Source organism: Pseudomonas sp. B329 (genome assembly GCF_023127835.1).
In the GTDB taxonomy this organism is placed as follows: Bacteria; Pseudomonadota; Gammaproteobacteria; order Pseudomonadales; family Pseudomonadaceae; genus Aquipseudomonas; species Aquipseudomonas synxantha_A.
Map to the genome: position 1 here is coordinate 49,608 of NZ_SPKP01000011.1, position 24,436 is coordinate 74,043.

Annotated in this window: 19 protein-coding genes; 13 read left to right on the forward strand and 6 right to left on the reverse strand. The window is 60.7% G+C overall.

Going from position 1 to position 24,436, the window contains the following annotated elements; all coding sequences use genetic code 11:
- Nucleotides 1-93 precede the first annotated feature (93 nt).
- The 3 genes from E4P00_RS06625 to E4P00_RS06635 all read left to right on the forward strand — a co-directional run bounded on the left by E4P00_RS06625 (nt 94) and on the right by E4P00_RS06635 (nt 6,919).
- The gene (locus E4P00_RS06625) at nt 94-3,384 is read left to right on the forward strand and encodes a transglutaminase family protein (RefSeq protein ID WP_248130980.1); all 3,291 of its coding nucleotides are present in this window, start codon (nt 94-96) and stop codon (nt 3,382-3,384) included.
- Between the two features lie 158 nt (nt 3,385-3,542).
- The gene (locus E4P00_RS06630) at nt 3,543-6,029 is read left to right on the forward strand and encodes a circularly permuted type 2 ATP-grasp protein (protein WP_216090663.1); all 2,487 of its coding nucleotides are present in this window, start codon (nt 3,543-3,545) and stop codon (nt 6,027-6,029) included.
- A complete protein-coding gene (locus tag E4P00_RS06635; RefSeq protein WP_103733900.1) occupies nt 6,029-6,919 on the forward strand; it encodes a transglutaminase family protein in 891 nt (296 codons plus the stop codon). Before E4P00_RS06630 ends, E4P00_RS06635 begins: the two co-directional genes overlap by 1 nt.
- Nucleotides 6,920-6,965: 46 nt before the next feature.
- Here the strand turns inward: E4P00_RS06635 and E4P00_RS06640 are convergent, their stop codons facing one another.
- Nucleotides 6,966-7,148 carry a hypothetical protein gene (locus tag E4P00_RS06640; RefSeq protein WP_005784271.1) on the reverse strand — a complete coding sequence of 61 codons (183 nt, stop codon included), beginning with the start codon at nt 7,146-7,148 and terminating at the stop codon, nt 6,966-6,968.
- Between the two features lie 332 nt (nt 7,149-7,480).
- On the opposite strand from E4P00_RS06640, the gene azu reads away from it, so the two are divergent.
- Entirely contained in the window at nt 7,481-7,927 is a 447-nt protein-coding gene (gene azu / locus E4P00_RS06645; protein ID WP_043047849.1) for an azurin, read from the forward strand.
- A 126-nt stretch (nt 7,928-8,053) separates the two neighbouring features.
- Here the strand turns inward: azu and nadE are convergent, their stop codons facing one another.
- From nadE to E4P00_RS06660, 3 genes are all read right to left on the reverse strand, one after another.
- Nucleotides 8,054-8,881: an ammonia-dependent NAD(+) synthetase gene (nadE, locus tag E4P00_RS06650; RefSeq protein WP_248130982.1), complete on the reverse strand. Its 828-nt coding sequence runs from the start codon at nt 8,879-8,881 to the stop codon at nt 8,054-8,056.
- 3 nt (nt 8,882-8,884) lie between these two features.
- Nucleotides 8,885-10,099 carry a nicotinate phosphoribosyltransferase gene (gene pncB / locus E4P00_RS06655; RefSeq protein WP_005784275.1) on the reverse strand — a complete coding sequence of 405 codons (1,215 nt, stop codon included), beginning with the start codon at nt 10,097-10,099 and terminating at the stop codon, nt 8,885-8,887.
- Nucleotides 10,100-10,306: 207 nt separating this feature from the next.
- Nucleotides 10,307-11,197, reverse strand: a complete 891-nt coding sequence (locus tag E4P00_RS06660) for a LysR family transcriptional regulator (protein ID WP_248130984.1) — start codon at nt 11,195-11,197, stop codon at nt 10,307-10,309.
- A 153-nt stretch (nt 11,198-11,350) separates the two neighbouring features.
- Here E4P00_RS06660 and E4P00_RS06665 point away from each other — a divergent pair, with 153 nt between their 5' ends.
- From E4P00_RS06665 to E4P00_RS06705, 9 genes are all read left to right on the forward strand, one after another.
- Entirely contained in the window at nt 11,351-12,841 is a 1,491-nt protein-coding gene (locus E4P00_RS06665; RefSeq protein ID WP_248130986.1) for an aldehyde dehydrogenase family protein, read from the forward strand.
- A 170-nt stretch (nt 12,842-13,011) separates the two neighbouring features.
- Nucleotides 13,012-14,295 (forward strand): FAD-binding oxidoreductase, encoded by a 1,284-nt coding sequence (locus tag E4P00_RS06670; RefSeq protein WP_032878169.1) that lies wholly within the window; start codon nt 13,012-13,014, stop codon nt 14,293-14,295.
- 374 nt (nt 14,296-14,669) lie between these two features.
- Nucleotides 14,670-15,806 (forward strand): branched-chain amino acid ABC transporter substrate-binding protein, encoded by a 1,137-nt coding sequence (locus E4P00_RS06675; RefSeq protein ID WP_032878167.1) that lies wholly within the window; start codon nt 14,670-14,672, stop codon nt 15,804-15,806.
- A 201-nt stretch (nt 15,807-16,007) separates the two neighbouring features.
- Nucleotides 16,008-16,922 carry a branched-chain amino acid ABC transporter permease gene (locus tag E4P00_RS06680; RefSeq protein WP_003188099.1) on the forward strand — a complete coding sequence of 305 codons (915 nt, stop codon included), beginning with the start codon at nt 16,008-16,010 and terminating at the stop codon, nt 16,920-16,922.
- A 2-nt stretch (nt 16,923-16,924) separates the two neighbouring features.
- Nucleotides 16,925-18,202 carry a high-affinity branched-chain amino acid ABC transporter permease LivM gene (gene livM, locus E4P00_RS06685; RefSeq protein WP_005784284.1) on the forward strand — a complete coding sequence of 426 codons (1,278 nt, stop codon included), beginning with the start codon at nt 16,925-16,927 and terminating at the stop codon, nt 18,200-18,202.
- Nucleotides 18,199-19,074 carry an ATP-binding cassette domain-containing protein gene (locus E4P00_RS06690; RefSeq protein WP_005784285.1) on the forward strand — a complete coding sequence of 292 codons (876 nt, stop codon included), beginning with the start codon at nt 18,199-18,201 and terminating at the stop codon, nt 19,072-19,074. Before livM ends, E4P00_RS06690 begins: the two co-directional genes overlap by 4 nt.
- The gene (locus E4P00_RS06695) at nt 19,071-19,787 is read left to right on the forward strand and encodes an ABC transporter ATP-binding protein (RefSeq protein ID WP_005784287.1); all 717 of its coding nucleotides are present in this window, start codon (nt 19,071-19,073) and stop codon (nt 19,785-19,787) included. The genes E4P00_RS06690 and E4P00_RS06695 overlap by 4 nt, the downstream gene beginning before the upstream one ends.
- Nucleotides 19,788-20,611: 824 nt before the next feature.
- Nucleotides 20,612-21,376 carry an SDR family oxidoreductase gene (locus tag E4P00_RS06700; protein ID WP_248130988.1) on the forward strand — a complete coding sequence of 255 codons (765 nt, stop codon included), beginning with the start codon at nt 20,612-20,614 and terminating at the stop codon, nt 21,374-21,376.
- 184 nt (nt 21,377-21,560) lie between these two features.
- Nucleotides 21,561-22,466 carry a cation diffusion facilitator family transporter gene (locus E4P00_RS06705; RefSeq protein ID WP_005784289.1) on the forward strand — a complete coding sequence of 302 codons (906 nt, stop codon included), beginning with the start codon at nt 21,561-21,563 and terminating at the stop codon, nt 22,464-22,466.
- 109 nt (nt 22,467-22,575) lie between these two features.
- On the opposite strand, the gene E4P00_RS06710 is transcribed toward E4P00_RS06705, so the two are convergent.
- Both E4P00_RS06710 and E4P00_RS06715 read right to left on the reverse strand, forming a co-directional pair.
- The gene (locus E4P00_RS06710; protein WP_032878163.1) at nt 22,576-23,685 is read right to left on the reverse strand and encodes an AGE family epimerase/isomerase; all 1,110 of its coding nucleotides are present in this window, start codon (nt 23,683-23,685) and stop codon (nt 22,576-22,578) included.
- Between the two features lie 173 nt (nt 23,686-23,858).
- Nucleotides 23,859-24,431, reverse strand: a complete 573-nt coding sequence (locus E4P00_RS06715; RefSeq protein ID WP_032878162.1) for a HupE/UreJ family protein — start codon at nt 24,429-24,431, stop codon at nt 23,859-23,861.
- Between the last annotated feature and the right edge of the window lie 5 nt (nt 24,432-24,436).

Below are 24,436 nucleotides of genomic sequence, written 5' to 3' on the forward strand. Positions count from 1 at the left end.
CTGCACCGGGCTCCACGATAAAGCGCAATGACGGCCGCTGTGGCATAAGTCTTGCGCGCGTTGTACTCATGCCCAGGCTCGCAGGAGGCCGCCGTGTCGATACATGTCGCGTTGCACCACGTTACGCATTACCGCTACGACCGTGCTGTCGAACTCGGCCCACAAATTGTGCGCTTGCGCCCGGCAGCCCATAGCCGCACGCGGATCCTGTCTTACGCGCTGAAAGTGCTGCCCGAGCAGCATTTCATCAATTGGCAGCAAGACCCCCAGGGCAATTACCTGGCGCGCCTGGTGTTCCCGGAAAAAACCGACCAACTGCGCATCGAAGTCGATCTGGTCGCCGAGATGGCGGTGTTCAATCCGTTCGACTTTTTCCTGGAACCCTACGCCGAAAAAATCCCCTTCAGCTACGCCGCCGATGAGCAGCGCGAGCTGGCGCCGTACCTGGAAACCTTGCCGCTGACGCCAAGGTTTGCCGCCTACCTGGCCGGTATTGACCGCACACCCTTGCCTGCGGTGGATTTCCTGGTTGGGCTGAACCAGCGCCTGGCCGCCGATATCGGCTACCTGATCCGCATGGAACCGGGCGTGCAAACCCCGGAATTCACCCTGGAAAACGCTTCCGGCTCCTGCCGCGACTCGGCCTGGCTGTTGGTGCAATTGCTGCGCAATCTTGGTTTGGCGGCGCGATTTGTCTCTGGTTATCTGATTCAGCTCACCGCTGACGTCAAAGCCCTCGACGGCCCCTCCGGCACCGAAGTGGACTTCACCGACCTGCACGCCTGGTGCGAAGTGTATTTGCCCGGCGCTGGCTGGATCGGCCTGGATGCCACCTCCGGTTTATTTGCCGGTGAAGGGCATATCCCATTGGCCTGCAGCCCCGATCCATCGTCTGCCGCACCCATCAGTGGGTTGGTGGAACCGTGCGAATGCGAATTTACTCATGAGATGTCGGTGGAGCGTATATGGGAAGCCCCTCGGGTAACCAAGCCCTACACCGAAGAACAATGGCTGGCGATCCAGGCCCTGGGCCGACAGATTGACGGTGACCTGCTCAAGCATGACGTGCGCCTGACCATGGGCGGCGAGCCAACTTTCGTGTCCATCGACGATCCCGACGGCGCCGAATGGAACACCGCCGCCCTGGGGCCGGACAAGCGTCGCCTGTCCGCCGAGCTGTTCCAGCGCCTGCGCCGGCACTATGCGCCCCAGGGCCTGGTGCATTTCGGCCAGGGCAAGTGGTACCCCGGCGAGCAACTGCCGCGTTGGTCGCTCAATTGCTACTGGCGCCGCGATGGGGTGCCGGTCTGGCACAACAGTGCGCTGATCGCCGATGAGCAAGAGGACTATGGGGCTGACGGCGCGATGGCCGGACGTTTCCTGGCCAGCGTCGCCGAGCGTCTGAAGTTGCCGGCGCGCTTTGTGTTCCCTGCCTTTGAGGACAACTTCTACTACCTGTGGCGCGAAGGCACACTGCCGCAAAACGTTAGCGCCCAGGACCCGCGCTTAAGCGACGAACTGGAGCGCGAACGCCTGCGCAAAGTCTTCGTCCAGGGCCTGGACAAGGTCATCGGCCAAGTGCTGCCGTTGGCGCGCACCGCCGCCAATGATCGCTGGCAGAGTGGGCGCTGGTACTTGCGCGATGACCACTGCCGCCTGGTGCCGGGCGATTCGCCGTTGGGTTATCGGCTGCCGTTGGCTTCGCAGCCGTGGGTGACAGCGGCGGAGTATCCGTTCATACACCCGACTGACCCGAACCAGGATCAGCCGCAGCTGCCCACGACCGCGCAGTTGCACAGCCACGACGAGCCGGCCCCAAGTGATGAGCGTGTGCCAAAGGTCGACGAATCCGCCGATTGGCTGACCCGCACTGCGCTGTGCGCCGAAGCGCGGGAAGGACGCCTGTACCTGTTCATGCCGCCGCTGGAACGCGTGGAGGATTATCTGGAGCTGGTGACGGCCATCGAGGCCACCGCCCAGGAACTGCATTGCCCCGTGTTGCTGGAAGGCTACGAGCCACCCGCCGACACACGCCTGAGCAATTTTCGCGTGACGCCGGACCCGGGTGTGATCGAGGTCAACGTGCAGCCATCCGCCACCTGGGATGAGTTGGTGGAACGCACCGAATTTCTTTACGAAGAAGCCCGGCAAACCCGCCTGACCACCGAGAAATTCATGATCGACGGGCGCCACACCGGCACAGGCGGTGGTAACCACTTCGTACTCGGCGGTGCGACGCCCAAGGACTCACCATTCCTGCGTCGCCCCGATTTGCTGCGCAGTCTGATCAGCTACTGGCATAACCATCCGTCGCTGTCCTACCTGTTCTCCGGCCTGTTTATCGGCCCGACCTCCCAGGCGCCACGGGTGGATGAGGCGCGCAACGATGCGCTGTATGAACTGGAAATCGCCTTCGCGCAGATGCCGGCACCGGGCGAGGAATGCCCGCCGTGGTTGGTGGACCGCCTGTTGCGCAACCTGCTGATCGACGTGACCGGCAACACCCATCGCGCCGAATTTTGTATCGACAAACTCTACTCGCCGGAGGGTGCCACCGGCCGCCTGGGGCTGCTGGAGTTGCGCGCTTTCGAAATGCCACCCCATGCGCGCATGAGCCTGACTCAGCAATTGCTGCTGCGCGCGCTGGTCGCACGGTTCTGGCGCGAACCTTATGCGCCGCCGAAGCTGGCGCGTTGGGGCACCGAACTGCATGACCGCTTTTTGTTGCCGCATTTTATCGAACAGGACTTTGCCGACGTCATTGTCGAGCTCAACGCTGCCGGTTATCCGCTGCGGGCCGAGTGGTTTGCCGCGCATCTGGAGTTCCGCTTTCCCAAAGTGGGTGATTACGCCGTCAGCGGTATCGAACTGGAACTGCGCCAGGCCCTGGAGCCTTGGCATGTGCTGGGTGAGGAGGGCGCGGTAGGCGGCACGGTACGTTATGTGGATTCGTCCCTGGAGCGCCTGCAAGTCAAGTTGACTGGCCTGCCGGCGCAGCGCTATCTGCTGACCTGCAACGGCATACCCGTGCCGCTGCAACCGACCGGTCGGGTGGGAGAGTTTGTTGCCGGTGTGCGTTACCGCGCCTGGCAACCGGCCAACTGCCTGCAACCGACCATTGCAGTCCATGCGCCGTTGGTGTTCGACCTGCTCGACACCTGGATGCAGCGCTCGCTGGGTGGCTGCCAATACCATGTGGCGCATCCGGGCGGGCGCAATTACGACAGCTTGCCGGTCAATGCCAATGAGGCAGAGAGCCGGCGAATGGCGCGGTTTTTCCGGTTGGGGCATAGCCCGGGCAAGCTTGTGGTGCCGACTGTAGTGGTGAACGGTGAATTGCCAATGACCCTGGATTTGCGGCGTTTTACAAAAAATAAGGAATGAACATGATCCAAGTGTGGGAGCTGGCTTGCCTGCGATAGCGGTGGTTCAGTCGACAGTTCTGGTGACTGACACACCGCTATCGCAGGCAAGCCAGCTCCCACATTGGATCGTAGTGAATTTGAGTTAACCTGACTTCCCTTGCCTCTGCCGAGCGTTCCATGTCCGACTTGCTCGACCGTTACCCGCTGACCGCGGGCACCTATCACGAACTGCTGGACGCCGGCGGCGCGGTGCGTGCCCATTGGCAGCGCCTGCTCGACCATCTGCAACGCAGTACGCCCGCACAATTGGCCCAGCGCCAGGCGTTGCTGACGCGGCAGATCCAGGAAAACGGCGTGACCTATAACGTCTACGCCGACCCCAAGGGCGCTGATCGCCCATGGGAGCTGGACCTGCTGCCCCATGTGCTGGCCGCTGATGAGTGGCGGCAGTTGTCGGCCGGTATCGCCCAGCGCGCGCGTCTGCTCAATGCGGTACTCGCCGACCTCTATGGTCCGCAACGCCTGATCAAAGAGGGGCTGTTGCCTGCCGAGCTGGTATTTGGGCATAACAACTTTTTATGGCCGTGCCAGGGTATCCAGCCGCCGGACGGTGCTTTTCTGCACCTGTACGCCGTGGATCTGGCGCGCACTCCCGATGGCCGTTGGTGGGTCACCGCCGACCGTACCCAGGCGCCGTCGGGCGCCGGCTACGCCTTGGAAAACCGCACCATTGTGTCTCGCGCCTTCCCGGATCTGTACCGTGATTTGCAGGTGCAGCACCTCACCGGTTTTTTTCGCACCTTGCAGGAAACCCTGGCCCGCCAGGCGCCCGGCGATGACCAGCCGCCACTGATCGTGCTGCTCACGCCGGGGCGTTTCAACGAAAGCTATTTCGAACATCTGTATCTCGCCCGCCAGCTCGGCTACCCACTGGTAGAAGGCGGCGACCTTACCGTGCGCGACAGCACGGTGTTCCTGAAAACCCTCAGCGGTCTGCGCCGGGTCCACGCGATCATGCGCCGCCTGGATGACGATTTCTGCGACCCTCTGGAGCTGCGTACCGACTCGGCCCTGGGAGTGCCCGGCCTGCTTGACGCCGTGCGCCAAGGCAATGTGCTGGTGGCCAATGCCTTGGGCAGCGGCGTGCTGGAGTCGCCGGGCTTGTTGGGGTTCCTGCCGAAGATCAACGAGTTCCTGTTCGGTGAAGCGCTGATCCTGCCGTCGATTGCCACCTGGTGGTGCGGCGAGGCACCGGTGCTGGCCGAGGCACTGGAGAAGCTCCCGGAACTGTTGATCAAGCCGGCGTTTCCTTCGCAAAGTTTCGCCCCGGTGTTCGGTCGTGATTTGAATGAACAACAACGCCAGGCCCTGGCCGAGCGGATGCGCGCGCGGCCTTACGCCTATGTCGCCCAGGAGCTGGCGCAGTTGTCCCAGGCGCCGGTGTGGCATACCGAAGAAGATCATCTGCAACACCGCGCCATCGGGATGCGTGTGTACGCAGTAGCCAGCGATGAAGGGTATCGCGTGCTGCCCGGTGGCCTGACCCGTGTGGCCGCCGACGCCGATGCCGAAGTGGTGTCGATGCAACGCGGCGGTGCGAGCAAGGACACATGGGTGCTCGGCGAGCGCGCCAGCGCTGGTGAACAGTGGCGTGCCCAGCGCGCCATTGGCGTGCATGATCTGGTGCGCCGCGACCCGTATCTGCCGTCGCGGGTGGTGGAAAACCTGTTCTGGTTTGGCCGTTATTGCGAACGCTGCGATGACAGTGCGCGCTGGCTGCGCGTTGTGCTGGCGCGTTATGTCGACGGCGACGATCCGTTGGCATTGCAGGCGGCGGTCGAACTTGGAGAAAGCCTGCGCCTGTTGCCGGAGGAGGGCGAGCTACCGGAGCGTCTGCTCGCGGCCTTGCTCGGTGATGACTGGCCCTCAAGCCTGCGCGCCAATTTGCAGCGCTTGCAGTGGGCAGCGTCCCAGGTGCGCGGCAAGCTGTCGCGGGAAAACTGGCAGGCCCTGGTGGAGCTGCAACGCGAAGCCATGGAGCTGGAAAGCCAGGCCCCGGACTTCGGCGAGCTGCTGGATTTTCTCAACCGTTTGGTGATGTCTTTGGCGGCGCTGTCCGGGTTTGCCCTGGATGATATGACCCGCGATGAAGGCTGGCGCTTTTTGATGATGGGCCGGCGCATTGAGCGTCTGCAATTTCTGAGTACCAGCCTGGCAGCGTTCCTGCGCGGTGTGGCGGTGTTCGATCAGGCGGGGCTGGAGTGGTTGCTGGAGCTGGGCAACAGCAGCATCACCTATCGCTCGCGCTACCTGGCGGTGCCGCAGCTGATCCCGGTGCTCGACCTGTTGTTGCTCGATGAGCAGAATCCCCATGCGGTGCTGTTCCAGCTCAAACTGGTGAGCCGTACCGTGCGTCGCCTCAATGATGATTTTGGGGTGCCCAGGGAAACCGGCCTCGCGCCGTTGGTGGAGCGCCTGGGGCGCTTTGACCTGGGGTGCCTGGAGAACCCGTTGTTTGGCGAGCCCAGCGTGCGTGCCGCGCTGGATGGCCTGGCCGACCTGCTGCAAGCGGTCGCCGATGAGAGCGGGCAAGTGTCGGATCGCCTGGCGCTGCGCCATTTTGCCCATGTGGATGATGTCAGCCAGCAAACGGTGTCGGTGTGATGAGTGCGCGCTATCAGATTTTTCACGATACCCATTACCACTACGACAGCCCGGTGTCCCTGGCCCAGCAGCTGGCGCATTTGTGGCCACGGCCGTGTGCGTGGCAGCGTTGCACCTGGCAAACCCTGGACATCAGCCCGCCGCCCTCTTCACGCCGTGATGAGCTGGACGTGTTTGGCAACCCGATCACGCGCCTGGCGTTCGAGCGTCCTCATGATGAGCTGCTGGTCAATGCCGGGTTGACCGTGGAAGTGCTGGCGCGACCCGCGCTGGATCTGGGGCAATCGCCGGCGTGGGACCGCACCCGTGACAGTTTTACCTACAGCAGCCAGGCGCTGTCGATGGAGGTGATTGAAGCCTGCCGCTATCGCTTCGAATCGCCTTACGTGCATCTGAAAAAAACCTTCGTCGAGTTCTCTGAAAGCTGCTTCCCACCTGGCGAGCCGTTGTTGGTCGGCGTGCAGGCGTTGATGCATAAGATTTTCAGCGAATTCACCTTTGATGCCGAAGCCACTCAGGTCGCCACGCCGCTGGTGGAGGTGCTGGAGCGTCGTCGCGGTGTGTGCCAGGACTTCGCCCACCTGATGCTCGCCTGCCTGCGCTCACGGGGCCTGGCGGCGCGCTATATCAGCGGCTACCTGCTGACCCAGCCACCGCCCGGCCAGCCACGGCTGATCGGCGCCGATGCGTCCCATGCGTGGGTCTCGGTGTTCTGCCCGCGGTCGGGTTGGGTGGATTTCGATCCGACCAACAATGTGCAGCCGGCACTGGAGCACATCACTCTGGCCTGGGGCCGGGATTTCTCCGATGTGTCGCCGTTGCGTGGGGTGATTCTGGGAGGAGGGAGCCATGACCCGGAGGTGCGGGTGACGGTGATGCCGCTGGAGTAGCGGTGGGTTGGGGTGAACAGGGAGGGCCTGCTCACCCCAACAAAATTTATTCAGCCGGGTCTTTCGGGGTTTCGGTCTCGTCAGTTGCTGCTTCACCTTCCGCATCCGGGTTCAGCGCGCCGGCTTCTTCGTCTGCAGCGGCTTTCTTGCGTTGCAGCTTTTCCTCTTTCTTCTGTTCCTTTGCCAAGTCTCTCTGACGTTTGGCGAAGGAGTAATTAGGTTTGGCCATGGGCGATCCTCTAGGGTCGAAGGTGAGGGTAGGCGGCGCGCAGCTGCCTTGGGTCGTCATGGTAGCAGCTTCAGGGGGCCCTTTGCTTTCACTTACCGCAGGCGTAGGCGGCCAGCAGGCCGTTGAACAGGTGATTGAGGTGCATGGCATGAACTCCCGTGAGTGATGGGGCGATCATAGGCAGGGTGCGGCAGTTTGGCTGGTTGATTGTGTTGATCAACCTGATAGCCTAAAGTTGTATACAATCTGTTGATGCAGATCATAAGAAACTAAGCCTGCTTGAGGCACCCTTGTCGCAATACGCGTTTTCTAACCCTGCCCTGGAGATTCACATGTTCGCCAAACTCGTTGCTGTTTCCCTGCTGACTCTGGCTAGCGGCCAGTTGCTTGCTGCAGAGTGCAAGGTCACTGTCGACTCCACCGACCAGATGTCTTTCAATACCAAAGAAATCACCATCGACAAGAGCTGCAAGCAGTTCACCGTTGAGCTGACTCACTCGGGCAACCTGCCCAAGAACGTGATGGGGCATAACTGGGTGCTGACCACTGAAGCCAACATGCAGCCTGTGGCTACTGACGGTATGGCTGCAGGTATCGATAAGGATTATCTGAAAGCCGGTGATGACCGCATCATCGCCCACACCAAGATCATTGGTGCTGGCGAGAAAGACTCGGTGACCTTCGACGTCTCCAAGCTCAAAGCCGATGAGAAGTACAGCTTCTTCTGCTCGTTCCCTGGCCACATCTCGATGATGAAAGGTGCCGTGGTCCTGAAGTAACACCGCGTTATCGTTCATCGGGGGCAAGCCCCCTCCCACATTTGAATGTATTCACAAATCAAAGTGTGGGAGGGGGCTTGCCCCCGATGGCATTCTGGCAGTCACTGCAAAATCAGCTGACTCACCTTAAGGCGCAAACGGCATCACCCGCTTGTGCTCAGTCTTGCGATACGTCTCGCAGATAATCCTGAACGCTTCCTCACGCACCGGATTACCGTGCAGGAACGCATCAATCTCTGCATAGGTCACGCCATGTGACGCCTCGTCAGGCTTGCCCGGCGACAAGTCTTCCAGGTCCGCCGTCGGGATCTTCTCTACCAGTGACTCGGGCGCACCAAAATGCCGGGCAATCGCTCGCACCTGGTTTTTCACCAGCCCGCTCAATGGCGCCAGATCGCAGGCACCATCACCGAACTTGGTGAAAAAGCCCATCACCGCTTCCGCCGCATGGTCGGTACCAATCACCAGGCCACTGGCCGCGCCGGCGATGGTGTACTGCGCCACCATGCGCATACGCGCCTTGGTGTTGCCCAGTACGAAGTCGCGGGACACCGCCGCCTTGCCTTCAAACGCTGCTACTTCATTGGCCAGGGCTTTGACCGCCGGGCCGATGTTGACGGTGTGGCGCTCGTCCGGCTCGATGAAGTCCACCGAAGCCTGGGCTTCGTGTTCGTCGAACTGGGTTTCATAGGGCAGGCGCACGGCGATAAAACGATAAGCCTCATCGCCAGTGCTGGCGCGCAGTTCCTGCACGGCACGTTGGGCCAACAGGCCTGCGGTCAGGGAGTCGACGCCGCCGCTGATGCCCAGCACCAGGGCCTTGAGCCCGGAATTGCGCAGGCAGTCCTGGATAAAGGCTACGCGCCTGGCGACTTCTGCCTCCAGTGCGGCCTGGTCTTTGAACGGTGCTTGCACCTTGAGCTGCTGCGCAATCTCACGCTGTACGGCTTGCATGCTTCACTCCTTGCTGGATAGGGCAGGTACTTTGAAAACGTGACGCAAATAGGCGACAAAATTCGGGTCGGTGCAATGGGTCTTGCCCGCTTCATCGGAAATCTTGGCGACGGGCTGGCCATTGCAGGCGGTCATTTTAAGCACGATGCTCATCGGTTCCACCCCCGGAATGTCGCAGGTGAGGTTGGTGCCGATACCAAAGCTCACATTGATCCGACCCCGCAACGCGCGGAATATTTCCAACGCCTTGGGCAGCGTCAGACTGTCGGAGAACACCAGGGTCTTGCTCATCGGCTCGATGCCCAGCTTGTGATAGTGAGCGATGGCTTTTTCCGCCCATTGGATCGGATCACCGGAGTCGTGGCGCAGGCCGTCAAACAGCTTGGCAAAGTACAAGTCGAAGTCGCCGAGGAAGGCGTCCGTGGTGATGCAGTCGGTCAAGGCGATGCCCAGCAGGCCACGGTACTCACGCACCCAGCAATCCAGGGCGGCGATCTGGCTGTCGATCAGGCGTGGGCCGAGTTGCTGGTGGGCCATGATCCATTCGTGGGCCATGGTACCCAGCGGCTTCATATCGAATTCGCGAGCCAGGTGCACGTTGCTGGTGCCGACAAAGCGCCCTGGGAAGTCGTGTTTGAGCACGCTTACCACTTCTTCCTGCACGCGGTACGAGAAGCGGCGGCGCGTGCCGAAGTCGGCCACTTGCAGTTCCGAGAGTTCATCGCTGGCGGCATTGGCCGTCAGCCAATCGAACTTGCGGTACAGCTGTTCGCGGGCCTGTTCGAGGATCACGGTCTGGTAGCGATAGCGGTTACGCACTTCGCTGACGATGGCCAGCATCGGCACTTCAAACAGGATCACATGCAGCCACGGTCCGCGCAGGCGGATAAACAACTCGCCGTTCTCGATACCGGTCTGCACATACCGCAGATTGAAACGGAACAGCCCGAGGAAGCGCAAAAAATCCGGCTTCATAAAGCTGATGCGTTCCAGAAAACCCAATTGATCGGGGCTCAGGCTCAACTCGGCGAGGCGTTCGATCTGGTAACGGATCTCCGCCAGGTACGGGCGCAGGTCTTCGCTGTTGCGGCAACGGAACTCCCATTCAACTTCCACATTGGGGTAGTTGTGCAGCACCGCCTGCATCATGGTCAGCTTGTAGAAGTCGGTGTCGAGCAGGTTCTGCACGATGCGATCGGCAAACACACTCTCGCTCATAACGGGAATCTCCAGACGGCTCGGCGATGGGCGCCGGCCTTTACGCACAATTAAGGAAGGGGGCTAGTGGCGCATACACGTGGGTCGGTTTGCCAGTGATTTTTTTGCCACGGCCACTGGCGCTATCGGGAGCAAGCCCCCTCCCACAGGTTGAAATGCGTTCCAAATGTGGGAGGGGGCTTGCTCCCGATAGCGGTATTCCAGGCACTAAATAACCTGCTCAAGCATCCACTTCACAAATTCCCTGACCTTCGGCACCTCCGCCGAATGCTCCGGATAAGCCAGGTAATACGCATCCTGGCTCGGCATCGCATGTTGCCAGGGAATCACCAGCTTGCCCTCGGCCAATTCCTCTTCCACCAGAAAGCGCGGCAACAGCGCCACGCCACAACCCACCTGCGCGGCCCGAATACACATATAGAAGGTGTCGAACCGCGGCCCGTGGTAGCTGTGCTCGGTGTGGAAGCCCTGGCTGGCGAACCAGTCATGCCAGCCCTGGGGCCGCGAGGCGTTTTGCAGCAACACCAGGTCGCTCAGTTGCGTGGGGTCGGTGAAAGGCTGCGCCGGCAGGCTCTCCGGCGCGCATACCGGCACCAGCTCTTCACTGAACAGCTTCAGGCTCTCGGTACCAGGGCGTGCGCCCTGGCCGAAATAGAACGCCATGTCAGCCTTGCCTTGCAGCAGCTCGTCCGGCTGCTGTTCGTTGCACAGGTCCAGGTGGATCTGCGGGTGACGCAGGCGCCAACCCTTGAGGCGCGGCACCAGCCAGCGCGCGCCGAAGGTATAGGGCATGGACACGCGCAGCACCTCGGTCTCGCCGCCGTAGGAGCGCAGGTAATGGGTAGACATCTCCACCTGGGTGAGGATCTTGCGCACTTCCACCAGGTACAGATCGCCCGCCGGGGTCATCTGCAAGCGGCGGCGTACCCGGCGAAACAGCAGGTGCTGCAACAACTCTTCCAACTGCGCCACCTGTTTGCTCACGGCGCTTTGTGTGAGGTTCAGCTCTTCGGCGGCGCGGGTGAAGCTCAGGTGGCGGGTGGCGGCTTCGAAGCACTGCAGAGCGGTGATCGACGGCAAATGTCTTTTGTTCAGCACGGCTTGCCTCTTTTTATTCTTTGCATGAATAAACGGAATGATATCTCGCCTAATCGTCGTTTGTTGGCAAGTCTTGGGCCAGCTACAAATAGGGCCAGGATCGCCGTGCGTATTGCGGCGCGAATTTTTGTATGCAGATTGAAGGAGTGACCCATGGTTGCCGCATTGCTTGATCGTCTCGGGGTAAACCCGGCGCTGTACCAGGCGGGCAAACAGCCCGTGCATTCGCCGATTGATGGCAGCCGTATCGGCAGTGTGCACTGGGAAGGCGCCGCCGAGGTGGAGCAACAGGTCAGTCGTGCCGAGCATGCATTTGAGGCTTGGCGCAAAGTGCCGGCGCCGCGGCGTGGCGAGCTGGTGCGCCAGTTTGGCGACGTACTGCGCCAATACAAGGCCGACCTGGGCGAACTGGTCTCCTGGGAAGCCGGCAAGATCACCCAGGAAGGCTTGGGTGAAGTCCAGGAAATGATCGACATCTGCGACTTCGCTGTGGGCCTGTCCCGACAGTTGTACGGCTTGACCATTGCCTCCGAGCGCCCAGGCCACCATATGCGTGAAACCTGGCACCCGCTGGGCGTGGTCGGGGTGATCAGCGCCTTCAACTTCCCGGTTGCCGTATGGGCCTGGAACACCGCGCTGGCATTGGTGTGCGGCAACGCGGTGATCTGGAAACCCTCTGAAAAGACCCCGCTCACCGCCCTGGCGTGCCAGGCGCTGTTCGAGCGCGTATTGAGCAAGTTTGATGATGCTCCCGAGTACCTGAGCCAGGTGATCATCGGCGGCCGCGACGCCGGCGCCGCGCTGGTGGACGACCCGCGTGTGGCCCTGATCAGTGCCACCGGCAGTACGCGCATGGGCCGCGAAGTGGCGCCGAAAGTCGCGGCGCGCTTCGCCCGTAGCATTCTTGAGCTGGGTGGCAACAACGCGATGATCCTCGGCCCAAGCGCCGACCTGGACATGGCCGTGCGCGCCATCCTGTTCAGCGCCGTCGGCACTGCCGGCCAACGCTGCACCACCTTGCGCCGGCTGATCGCCCATGAGTCGGTCAAGGAGGACATCGTCACCCGCCTCAAGGCTGCTTATTCCAAGGTGCGCATTGGCCACCCGCTGGAAGGCAACCTGATCGGCCCGCTGATCGACAAGCAGGGTTTTGACAACATGCAGGACGCCCTGGAGCAAGCCTTGAGCGAAGGCGGCAAGGTGTTCGGCGGCAAGCGCCAACTGCAAGACACATTCCCCAACGCTTACTACGTCTCGCCGGCAATTGTGGAAATGCCCGAGCAAAGCGACGTGGTGTGTACGGAAACCTTCGCGCCGATTCTCTACGTGGTCGGCTACACCGACTTCGCCGAAGCCCTGTGCTTGAACAACGCGGTGCCACAGGGGCTGTCGTCATGCATCTTCACCACGGATGTGCGTGAAGCCGAGCAATTCATGTCGGCGGTGGGCAGTGATTGCGGGATTGCCAACGTCAATATCGGCCCGAGCGGCGCGGAGATCGGGGGGGCCTTTGGCGGTGAAAAAGAGACAGGCGGCGGGCGAGAGTCGGGTTCTGATGCGTGGCGCGGGTATATGCGGCGTCAGACCAATACCGTGAACTACTCGCTGGAATTGCCTCTGGCCCAAGGCATTACCTTCGACTGAGCCCACGCGTCGAAGTGAGATCAAAATGTGGGGGGGCTTGCTCCCGATAGCAGTGTTTCAGTCAGCAAATCTGTAGCTGACCCACCGCTATCGGGAGCAAGCCCCCTCCCACATTTGATCAGATTTTCAATTCTGAAAAGTTGTTTGTTAGGTCTCATCGGAGTCTGGCAATGGCACTACGCGAAACATGTTTATGGGAACACCTCACCCCCGGCCGGCCGGATCGTGCCGCGCTCAGGGGCGCGCTCAAGGTGGATGTCTGCGTGATCGGCGCCGGTATCACCGGTTTGTCGGCGGCCATTCATTTGCTGGAGCAGGGTAAAAGCGTTGCCGTGCTGGAGGCCCATCGCACCGGCCATGGCGGTTCGGGGCGTAACGTCGGGTTGGTCAATGCCGGCATGTGGATCCCGCCAGATGAGATCGAAGCCGGGTTTGGCACGGCGGTTGGCAGCCAGCTAAACCGCATGTTGGGCGCAGCGCCGGCCCTGGTATTCAGCCTGATCGACAAATACAAGATCGATTGCCAATTGCGCCGCGAGGGCACCTTGCACATGGCCCACAACGCCCGTGGCGAGGCGGATTTGCGCAGTCGTGAAGAGCAATGGAAGCGCCGTGGTGCGCCGGTCGAATTGCTCACCGGGCAGGCGTGTGAGCAAGCCACCGGCACCCAAAAAATCTCCGCCGCCTTGCTCGATCGACGGGCCGGCACCCTGAACCCCATGGCCTACACCACGGGCTTGGCGAATGCCGCCGCAGCGCTGGGCGGGCAGTTGTTTGACCATTCCCCGGTCACCCAGCTTGAGCGCCAAGGTGCCGATTGGTCGGTGCAGACCGCCGAGGGCGCGGTGCAGGCCGCTCAGGTGGTGATCGCCTCTAACGCCTACACCGAAGGCGAATGGACCGAGTTGCGGCGCAATTTTTTCCCCGGCTATTACTATCAGGTGGCGTCAGCGCCGCTGACCGATGATGCCGCCCGGCAAATCCTCCCCGGTGGCCAGGGCTCGTGGGATACGCGCCAGGTACTGAGCAGCATCCGTCGCGATGCCGATGGCCGTCTGTTGCTTGGCAGCCTGGGCAATGGCAACCAGAAACCTGCCTGGTTCCTCAAGGCGTGGGCCGATCGGGTGCAGCAGCACTACTTCCCGTATCTCAAATCGGTGCAGTGGGAATACACCTGGACCGGCTGCATCGCGTTTACCCCAGACCATCTGATGCGCCTGTTCGAACCCGCCCCTGGCCTGGTCGCAGTCACCGGCTATAACGGGCGCGGTGTGACCACCGGCAGTGTGGTCGGCAAGGCGTTTGCCGACTATCTGTGTCACCAGAATCCCCAGGCCTTGCCGATCCCCTTTGCACCGATGCAGCCACTGGCGGGTGCAGGTCTGCGCAGTTGCCTGTATGAAGCAGGATTCTCGCTGTATCACGCCGGGCAATGTCTGAGGATCGTGATCTGATCAGCGAAATACCGCTCAAAAGCCTGCTTTTTCTTAGCAGGCTACCCATCTGTATTGGTGCAAGGCGTAGCAATCACGCACTGTAAATGTGCAGTTCCGTTACGCACGTTGTTACAGGTGTAGGAACTGTCGTTTATCCCTCTGGTTGCAGCTGCGACCTGGCGGGGTTGTACTTTTTTGGTTCGTTGGTTGCACCTATCGGGGCTAGACGGTTGCACGTCCTGGCAAAAGGCGTCGAAACGCCTGTAATAACAATGACACCGTGTCTTTTTGAAGAATAAAAAAGTAATGGCACGCGGCTTGCTCTGAGCTTTCAGTGAAAAGTTTGAATGCAAGTTGTCGTGCCAAAAATCAAAAATATCGGAGCACCACTCATGTCCCAGACGTTTTACAAGAAAGGTTTTCTGGCCCTCGCCGTTGCAGCGGCGCTGGGTGTTTCTACGTTTGTTCAAGCTGATGTGAAAATTGGTGTGGCGGGCCCGATGACGGGTGCCAACGCCGCTTTCGGTGAGCAGTACATGAAGGGTGCCCAGGCGGCAGCCGACGTTATCAACAAGGCCGGCGGCATCAACGGCGAGCAGATCAAGCTGATTGCCGGCGATGACGCCTGCGAACCCAAGCAAGCCGTGGCCGTGGCCAACCGCCTGGCGGACCAGGACAAGGTGATCGGTGTGGTCGGGCACTTCTGCTCGTCCAACACCATCCCGGCGTCTGAGGTCTACGACGAAGCCGGCATCATCGCCATCACCCCAGGCTCCACCAATCCACAGGTCACCGAGCGCGGCCTGGCCGCGATGTTCCGTATGTGCGGGCGTGACGACCAGCAAGGCATCGTCGCCGGCGACTACATCGTCGATGTGCTCAAGGGCAAGAAAGTCGCGGTGATCAACGACAAGGACACCTACGGCAAAGGCCTGGCCGACGCCACCGCTGCGCAGTTGACCAAGCGTGGCGTCAAGCCGGTGCTGGAAGAGGGCCTGACCCGTGGCGAGAAAGACTTCAGCGCCCTGGTCACCAAGATCCGCTCCCTGGGCGCCGACGTCGTGTACTTCGGCGGCTTGCATCCAGAGGCCGGCCCATTGGTGCGCCAGATCCGTGAAGCGGGCCTCAAAGACGTCAAGTTCATGTCCGATGACGGCGTAGTGACCGACGAACTGGTGGCGACCGCCGGTGGTGCGCAGTACGTCGATGGCGTCTACATGACCTTCGGCGCCGATCCGCGCCTGTTGCCGGACAGCAAGACCGTGGTTGAAGAGTTCCGCAAAAACGGCACCGAGCCTGAAGGCTACACCCTGTATGCCTACGCCTCGATCCAGGCCCTGGCCGCCGGCTTCAACGGTGCCAAGTCCAACAAGGGCGAAGACGCGGCCAAGTGGCTCAAGGCCAACCCCGTGCAGACGGTAATGGGCAAGAAGGAATGGGACGGCAAAGGTGACCTGAAAGTCTCTGACTATGTGGTTTACCAGTGGGACAAGGACGGTAAGTACCATCAGCTGGAAAAACAGAAGTAAGGCTGAACACCACAGTTCCAATGTGGGAGGGGGCTTGCTCCCGATAGCGCAGTGTCAGCCAACACATGCATGACTGACCCACCGAAATCGGGAGCAAGCCCCCTCCCACAGGGGAACGGTGTTGTTATTGAGATCTGTTTTTTCCTCCAGAAGCGCCGCACACCCACCGGTGTGCAGGTGCTCACCGCGTGAGATTGCGTTATGGATGGTATTTTCCTGCAGCAACTGGTCAACGGCCTGACCCTCGGGTCGGTCTATGGCCTGATCGCCATCGGCTACACAATGGTCTATGGCATCATTGGCATGATCAACTTCGCCCACGGCGAGGTTTATATGATTTCCGCTTACCTCGCGGCGATCAGTCTGGCACTGCTGGCTTACTTCGGCATCGAATCCTTCCCGCTGCTCATTCTCGGCACCTTGATCTTCACCGTGGTCGTCACCGGCGTGTACGGTTGGGTCATTGAACGGGTCGCCTATAAACCGTTGCGCAACTCCACCCGACTGGCTCCGCTGATCAGCGCCATCGGCATCTCGCTGATCCTGCAGAACTACGCACAGATCGCCCAGGGCGCCAAGCAACAAGGTATCCCGACCCTGCTGGCCGGCGCCTGGCGCGTCGATATCGGCACTGGCTTCGTGCAACTGACCTACACCAAAGTGTTCATCCTCGTGGCGGCATTCGCCGGCATGGCGTTGCTCACCTACATCATCAAGTACACCAAGCTGGGTCGCATGTGCCGCGCCACCCAGCAAGACCGCAAGATGGCCTCGATCCTGGGCATCAACACCGACCGGGTGATCTCCTACGTGTTCGTCATCGGCGCGGCCATGGCTGCCCTGGCCGGCGTGCTTATCACCCTCAACTACGGCACCTTCGACTTCTATGCCGGCTTCATCATCGGCATCAAGGCGTTTACCGCGGCGGTACTCGGCGGCATCGGCTCCCTGCCTGGGGCGATGCTAGGCGGGATCATCCTCGGTATCTCCGAGTCGCTGTTCTCGGGGTTGATCAACTCTGACTACAAAGACGTGTTCAGTTTCTCCCTGCTGGTGGTGATTCTGATTTTCCGTCCCCAGGGCCTGCTTGGTCGCCCACTCGTGGCGAAGGTGTAAACATGTCTGCTGCCAAATCCATTGATATCAAGAAGAGTGTGGTCGATACGGTCCTCGCCGGGCTGATTTCGCTGATCGTGTTCGGGCCCATCGTCGGCGTAGTGCTCGACGGCTACAGCTTCAACCTGGAGCCGCTGCGCGTTGCCACGTTGGTCGCCATTGTGATGGCCGGACGCTTTGCCCTCAGCCTGTTCCTGCAAACCCCCAAGGGCGTGAAGATTCTGCAGGGTTTTGAAAGCAGCGGCTCGGGTGTGCACGTGCTGCCACCGGACTACAAATCGCGGTTGCGCTGGATCATCCCGGCGTTGATCGTGATCGCCATCGTGTTCCCGATCTTCGCCAACAAATACCTGCTGACCGTGGTGATTCTCGGGCTGATCTACGTGTTGCTCGGCCTGGGCCTGAACATCGTGGTGGGCCTGGCCGGCCTGCTCGACCTGGGTTACGTGGCGTTCTATGCCATCGGTGCCTACGGCCTGGCGCTGGGTTATCAATACCTCGGCCTGGGGTTCTGGACGGTGCTGCCGCTGGCGGCAATCGCGGCGGCGCTGGCGGGGTGCATACTCGGCTTCCCGGTGCTGCGAATGCACGGTGACTACCTGGCCATCGTGACCCTGGGCTTTGGTGAAATCATTCGCCTGGTACTCAACAACTGGCTGTCATTCACCGGCGGCCCCAACGGTATGCCGGTGCCTTCGCCAACCTTCCTGGGCCTGGAGTTCGGCAAGCGTGCAAAGGATGGCGGCATCCCGTTTCACGAGTTCTTCGGCATCGATTACAACCCCAACATCAAGTTCATGTTCATCTACATCGTGCTGTTTCTGGTGGTGCTGGCCGTGCTGTACATCAAGCATCGCCTCACGCGTATGCCGGTCGGTCGCGCCTGGGAAGCCTTGCGTGAAGATGAAATCGCCTGTCGTTCCATGGGCCTGAATCACGTATTGGTCAAGCTCTCGGCGTTCACCATTGGGGCTTCCACTGCCGGATTGGCGGGTGTGTTTTTTGCCAGTTACCAGGGCTTCGTCAATCCGTCGTCGTTTACCTTCTTCGAGTCGGCGTTGATCCTGGCCATCGTGGTGTTGGGCGGCATGGGCTCGACGGTGGGCGTGGTGATTGCGGCATTCGTGCTGACCGTGGCGCCTGAATTGCTGCGCAGCTTCTCCGAATACCGTGTGCTGCTGTTTGGCGTGTTGATGGTGGTGATGATGATCTGGAGACCGCGTGGCTTGATTCGGATCAGCCGCACCGGTGTGACGCCACGCAAGGGGGTAGCGCCATGAGCAAGGAAGTCGTGCTATCTGTCGAACACCTGATGATGCACTTCGGTGGCATCAAGGCCCTGAGCGATGTCAGCCTCAAGGTCGAACGCAACTCGATATTTGCCCTGATCGGCCCCAATGGCGCCGGCAAAACTACGGTGTTCAACTGCCTCACCGGCTTTTACAAAGCCAGCGGCGGCAAGATCGAACTCAACGTGCGCGGCAAGCAAACCAACGTCATCCAGTTGTTGGGTGAGCGCTTTGAGGCCACCGACTTCGTATCGCCCAAAAGCTTCCTCAGCCGCGTGTACTACAAGATGTTCGGCGGCACCCACCTGGTGAACCGCGCCGGCCTGGCGCGGACGTTCCAGAACATTCGCCTGTTCAAGGAAATGTCGGTGCTGGAAAACCTGCTGGTGGCCCAGCACATGTGGGTCAACCGCAACATGCTCGCGGGCATCCTCAATACCAAGGGCTACCGCAAGGCTGAAAGTGATGCCCTGGACTGTGCGTTCTACTGGCTGGAGGTTGTGGACCTGGTGGACTGCGCCAACCGCCTGGCTGGCGAGCTCTCCTACGGCCAGCAGCGCCGCCTGGAGATCGCCCGCGCCATGTGCACGCGGCCGCAGATCATCTGCCTGGACGAACCGGCAGCGGGTCTCAACCCTCAGGAAACCGAAGCCCTCAGCGCGATGATTCGCCTGCTGCGCGACGAACACGACCTCACGGTGGTGCTGATCGAACACGACATGGGCATGGTGATGAGTATTTCCGACCACATTGTGGTGCTGGACCACGGCAACGTGATCGCCGAAGGCGGCCCCGACGCGATCCGCAACGACCCGAAAGTGATCGCCGCCTACCTGGGCGCGGACGAAGAGGAGTTGGTATGAGCGCACCTATCCTCGAAATGAAGGACCTGGACGTGTTCTACGGCCCGATCCAGGCGTTGAAGAAAGTCTCGCTGCACATCAACGAAGGCGAAACCGTCAGCCTGATCGGCTCCAACGGCGCGGGAAAGTCCACGCTGCTGATGTCGATCTTCGGCCAGCCTCGGGCCGAGTCGGGGCAGATTCTGTACAACGGCGTCGACATTACCCACAAGTCCTCCCACTACATCGCCTCCAACGGCATTGCGCAGTCGCCGGAAGGGCGGCGGGTGTTCCCCGACATGACCGTCGAGGAAAACCTGCTGATGGGCACCATCCCCATTGGCGACAAGTTTGCCAGCGAGGATATGCAACGCATGTTCGAGCTGTTCCCCAGGCTCAAGGAGCGGCGTAACCAGCGCGCCATGACCATGTCCGGCGGCGAGCAGCAAATGCTCGCCATCGCTCGTGCGCTGATGAGCCGGCCCAAACTGTTGCTGCTCGACGAGCCAAGCCTGGGACTGGCGCCGATTGTGGTGAAGCAGATCTTTTCTACCCTGCGCGAGCTGGCGTCTACCGGGATGACCATCTTCCTGGTGGAGCAGAACGCCAACCATGCGCTGCGCTTGTCGGATCGGGCGTATGTGATGGTCAATGGCGAGATTCGCCTGACGGGCACCGGTAAAGAGCTGCTGGTGAACGAGGAAGTGCGCAACGCCTACCTGGGCGGTCACTGACCTCAAGTCCAGACACATCACCCCTGTGGGAACCTGGCCTTATGTGGGAGCCGGGCTTGCCCGCGATAGCATCACCTCGGTTTAGCTGGCATACCGAGGTGGCTGCATCGCAGGCAAGCCAGCTCCCACCCAAGGCCCGGTTCCCACATTTGTTTTTGCGGTGTCAACAAGCCCTCCACCAAATTGTGGAAAACAAATCCAGCCCACCTCCAAAGCGCGACATATAGCCGCCGCAAATCCCTGTTTTGTCACAGTTTTGACTTGTCCCCATCCACTGTGGAACCGGCTGTGGGTAACGTGGGTGTACTTGGCTGAAAGCCTTTGAATACGGGGCCTGTAGCGTTGTGGTTGTTTTTTGATCGGCGGCTTTTTCTCGACCCTCTACCGGCTTTGTCAACCTGTTTAAAGACACAGGTATATGACCGGAATATGTCCATCCAGCCTGTGGATAAGTCTGTGACTAAACTCTGGAAAGACGCCCGCAGGGGCCGGAATGACTGGCCTGAAGCCATCGTTGCGTTTTTCCGAATTTTTCAGGGGCTACATACGCCCCAGCCAAGGTCAAGCAAAAAACTTTCTAAAAACGCCTGCAAGCCTTGTACACAGTGGCTTCGAGCGATTTGCACTTGCCCCCAAAGACTGTGGGCGCAGTTGTGGATAACCTGCGCGCATATGGCTGCAGGCCACGTTTTATAAGGCTTTGCTTGGGGTGGTTAAAAAACGCACAGTTGCGTGTGAAGTTACGTGCGTAGCGGTTGCCGCAGCCGCGGCGGAAGGGCATTCTGCTGGCAACTTTTTTCCCCGATGCACTCAAGGAGAACACCATGTCCGACACGCTATTCATTACTGGCGCTACTTCAGGTTTCGGCGAGGCCTGTGCCCGTCGTTTTGCCGAAGCCGGCTGGAAACTGGTGCTCACCGGTCGTCGTGCCGAGCGCTTGAATGCCTTGGTCGAAGAACTTTCCAGGCAGACCGAAGTGCATGGCCTGGTGGTGGATGTGCGCGATCGCAAAGGCATGGAGGAGGCCATCGCCAACTTGCCGCCGTCGTTCGCCAAACTGCGTGGCCTGATCAACAACGCTGGCCTGGCCGTGGGCACTGATCCGGCCCCCAAGTGCGACCTCGGCGATTGGGAAACCATGGTCGACACCAATATCAAGGGCCTGCTGACCACTACTAACCTGCTGCTGCCGCGCCTGATTGCTCATGGCCGGGGTGCGGGGATCATCAACCTGGGTTCCATCGCCGGTAACTACCCGTACCCCGGCAGCCATGTGTATGGCGGCTCCAAGGCGTTCGTAAAGCAGTTCTCGTTGAACCTGCGTTGCGACCTGCAAGGCACTGGCGTGCGTGTGACCAACATCGAGCCAGGCCTTTGCGAGAGCGAGTTCTCGCTGGTGCGCTTTGGCGGTGACCAGGCGCGTTATGACGCCACCTACGCAGGTGCCGAGCCGATTCAGCCGCAGGATATTGCCGACACGATTTTCTGGGTGATGAATACGCCGGCGCACGTGAATATCAACCGGTTGGAGCTGATGCCTGTGAGCCAGACCTGGGCTGGGTTTGCGATTGAGCGGGGGGCCAAATAGGGCCTTAGACCGCGTCGCCGCATCGGGGGCAAGCCCCCTCCCACATTGATCGGGTTCGCAGATCAAGTGTGGGAGGGGGCTTGCCCCGATAGCGGTAAATCGGCCAAAAATAGGCCATAAGGTACACTCCACTCCTGAAAACCCCACCGCACTGTGCGGTTTAAAGGTTTTGACGGGAGGAAATGTGAGTAACCGAGGTGAGCAGGCACTGCTCAAACAATCGACCATCCTGATGTTCGCCGTGGCGATCGCCGGGATTGTCACGGGTGTCATATCCGGCGCCCAATCCATTTTATTCGACGGCTTTTTCTCGCTGATCGCCACCGCCATCAAGGTGCTGATGCTGATCACGGCCAAGCTGATCGCCAAGAAAAGCAACGAGCGCTTCCAGTTCGGTTATTGGCACCTGGAACCGATGGTGCTGTTGATCGAAGGCAGTTTCCTGCTGCTGATCGCCATCTACGCGTTCCTCAATGGTGTGTTCGGCATCATCAACGGCGGGCGCGAGATCGAGTTGGGGCTGGTGATCATTTATGCGGCGGTGTTTACCGTCGTGGAGTTCGCCTACTTCTTTTATGTGCGCTACCGCAACCGCACGCTTAAATCGTCGCTGATCCAGTTCGACAACATCAGTTGGCTGGTGGACGCAATGCTGTCGGTGGGCTTGCTGATCAGCTTCCTTGCCGCACTGCTGCTCAAGTCCCAGGGCTATGGCGAATGGGCGGTGTACGTCGACCCGCTGATTTTGATCCTGTTGGCCCTGAGTATGCTGGCGCCAGCGTTCAAGATCCTGCGCCCGGCGTTGCGTGAAGTGCTGGGGATCGCGCCGGATCACCTGGACGATAAAGTACGCGAAGTGATGGATGCGGCGCAGGCCAGGCATGGTTTCGATGACTACGTGTCCTATGTGCAGAAGCACGGGCGGGCGCGGTTTATCGAGATTCATGTAGTGCTGCCGGCCGATTACCCAGTGGATAAGGTCGCGACCCTCGACAGGTTGCGCGAAGAGATATCCACAGGGCTGGGCACGCCGGATGCGGCGCGTTGGTTGACGATCAGTTTTACCGGGGATCGCAAGTGGATTGCGTGATGGGCTGTTAGACCGAGGTGAGGCTATCGCAGGCAAGCCAGCTCCCACATTGATTGGGTTCGCACATTAAGGTGTGGGAGCTGGCTTGCCTGCGATGGGGCCTTGCAGGTCAGCCCAGATGCTGGACCAGACCCTGATAGCAAGTCGCCAAATGATAAGGGGTGGTAGAAGGCATATCCCGCCGGCTCACCTTACCGTCGGCATCCAGGCATTCATGCCAGCCCTTTGCATGCAGAAAACGCTGTTGCAGCGCCAGCAATTGACGTTGCAGCACCGTCTCGCTGCCGGGACGCAAGGTCAGTGCTCGCAGGTATTCCGCCTGGGCCCAGATGCGCTGAGTGCCGTCGCGCACCGTGCCATCGAGTGCCAACATGCCACTGACCGCACCGCTTAACTTATCCACACCCTTTTGCTCGGCATAGGCAAACGCCCGTGTCAGTGATGCATGCAGCGGCGTGCCGCGCAGCACCTCTGAGGATTCCAGCAAAAAGAACCATTCGAACTGGTGCCCTGGCTCAAACCAGTTATCCACAGCGCCCAGCGGTTTCTCCAGCATCACGCCGTGCTCGCGGTCGATGAAGCGTTGCTGCATGGCCGTCGCCAGTGCCAGCAGTGCCGCTTGTACCTGCGCGTCCTCGCGTACCGCGAGGGTGGCGAGGAAGCCCTCGGCCAAGTGCATCAGCGGGTTTTGCAACGGGCCGGATTTCAGCGAGGCCCAGTTGCGCTCAAGTACGGCCTCATACAAGCCATCGCCTGTGGCAAAGCGTTGAGCCACAACTTCCAGTGCGGCGTTGAGCACTGACTCCACCAAGGGTTCACGCACCTTGGCCCAGTAATGGGCACAGGCAAAGATGATGAACGCGTGGGTGTAGAGGTCCTTGCGCTTGTCCAGCGGTTGGCCGGCCGGGTCGATGCTGTAGAACCAGCCGCCGTGCTCGGCATCATGGAAGTGCCGCTGCAGGGAGCGGAACAGCGCCGCCGCCCGTTCATCGGCAAAGGCCGCACCTGGCTCGCCGATCAGGCTGGCGAACAGGTACAGCTGCCGGGCGCACGCCATGGCGCGATAGCGTTGTGGGGGCAATGGTTGATGATCGGCATCCAGTGCCTCAAAGGGCAGTGCGAGGTCGGCATTCCAACCCGGACCTTGCCAGAGGGGCACGATCAGGTCATGGAAGTGCGTGAGCACAGGCGTCAGGGAAGAGGGGGAAGCGATGGGCATTGGCTGGCGTCGTCACGGCAGGGGTGTTTGCCGCGCATGGTAGCAGGCTTGGGATCGGTGGTGTTTGTACTGGCACTATCGCGGGCAAGCCAGCTCCCACATTTTTGAAGTGTGAACCCTCTCAAATGTGGGAGCTGGCTTGCCTGCGATGAGGTCCTTGCAGTCGCTGACGATCAGCCCGCCAACAACCACACCCCGGTCGCTGCCGAAGCCGCCCCGGCCACCCGCACCAAGGGTGCTGCAGCCGCTGGCAAAAAGCGCACCACTGCATAACCGGCGGCATGCAACGCCGCGGTCGCACCCACAAACCCAATGGCATACGCCCAAGGGCTGGTCATGTCCGGCAGTTCAAGGCCATGGGCCACGCCGTGAAACAACGCAAACAATGCCGTGGCACCCACCGCCATGAACAGCGGCGGCCGCACCGCCAGTGCCACGGCCAGGCCCAGGGCGAGCACCGAAGCGGCAATCCCGCTTTCCAGCGCCGGCAATTGCAGCCCTTCAAAACCCAACACCCCGCCGATCAGCATGGTGCCCACGAAGGTGCATGGCAGTGCCCAGCGCGCGACGCCTTTCTGTTGGGCCGCCCACAGGCCGACCGCAACCATGGCCAGCAAGTGATCGAGGCCGCCCAAGGGATGGCTGATGCCGGCCACCAGGCCATTGTCGCCGTGGCCAGGGTGCGCGAAGGCCAGGGCAGGGGCCAGCAGCAGCGCGGCAGCGGCGAAGAGTTTGTTGAGGCTCATGGACA

Bases quoted from the DNA above. Each gene is read 5' to 3' on its own strand.
- E4P00_RS06680 (WP_003188099.1), top strand. From the start codon at position 16,008: ATGGATGGTATTTTCCTGCAGCAACTGGTCAACGGCCTGACCCTCGGG.
- E4P00_RS06690 (WP_005784285.1), top strand. From the start codon at position 18,199: ATGAGCAAGGAAGTCGTGCTATCTGTCGAACACCTGATGATGCACTTC.
- nadE (WP_248130982.1), bottom strand. From the start codon at position 8,881: ATGCAAGCCGTACAGCGTGAGATTGCGCAGCAGCTCAAGGTGCAAGCA.
- livM (WP_005784284.1), top strand. From the start codon at position 16,925: ATGTCTGCTGCCAAATCCATTGATATCAAGAAGAGTGTGGTCGATACG.
- azu (WP_043047849.1), top strand. From the start codon at position 7,481: ATGTTCGCCAAACTCGTTGCTGTTTCCCTGCTGACTCTGGCTAGCGGC.
- E4P00_RS06630 (WP_216090663.1), top strand. From the start codon at position 3,543: ATGTCCGACTTGCTCGACCGTTACCCGCTGACCGCGGGCACCTATCAC.
- E4P00_RS06710 (WP_032878163.1), bottom strand. From the start codon at position 23,685: ATGCCCATCGCTTCCCCCTCTTCCCTGACGCCTGTGCTCACGCACTTC.
- E4P00_RS06635 (WP_103733900.1), top strand. From the start codon at position 6,029: ATGAGTGCGCGCTATCAGATTTTTCACGATACCCATTACCACTACGAC.
- pncB (WP_005784275.1), bottom strand. From the start codon at position 10,099: ATGAGCGAGAGTGTGTTTGCCGATCGCATCGTGCAGAACCTGCTCGAC.
- E4P00_RS06665 (WP_248130986.1), top strand. From the start codon at position 11,351: ATGGTTGCCGCATTGCTTGATCGTCTCGGGGTAAACCCGGCGCTGTAC.
- E4P00_RS06640 (WP_005784271.1), bottom strand. From the start codon at position 7,148: ATGGCCAAACCTAATTACTCCTTCGCCAAACGTCAGAGAGACTTGGCA.
- E4P00_RS06695 (WP_005784287.1), top strand. From the start codon at position 19,071: ATGAGCGCACCTATCCTCGAAATGAAGGACCTGGACGTGTTCTACGGC.
- E4P00_RS06700 (WP_248130988.1), top strand. From the start codon at position 20,612: ATGTCCGACACGCTATTCATTACTGGCGCTACTTCAGGTTTCGGCGAG.
- E4P00_RS06675 (WP_032878167.1), top strand. From the start codon at position 14,670: ATGTCCCAGACGTTTTACAAGAAAGGTTTTCTGGCCCTCGCCGTTGCA.
- E4P00_RS06715 (WP_032878162.1), bottom strand. From the start codon at position 24,431: ATGAGCCTCAACAAACTCTTCGCCGCTGCCGCGCTGCTGCTGGCCCCT.
- E4P00_RS06670 (WP_032878169.1), top strand. From the start codon at position 13,012: ATGGCACTACGCGAAACATGTTTATGGGAACACCTCACCCCCGGCCGG.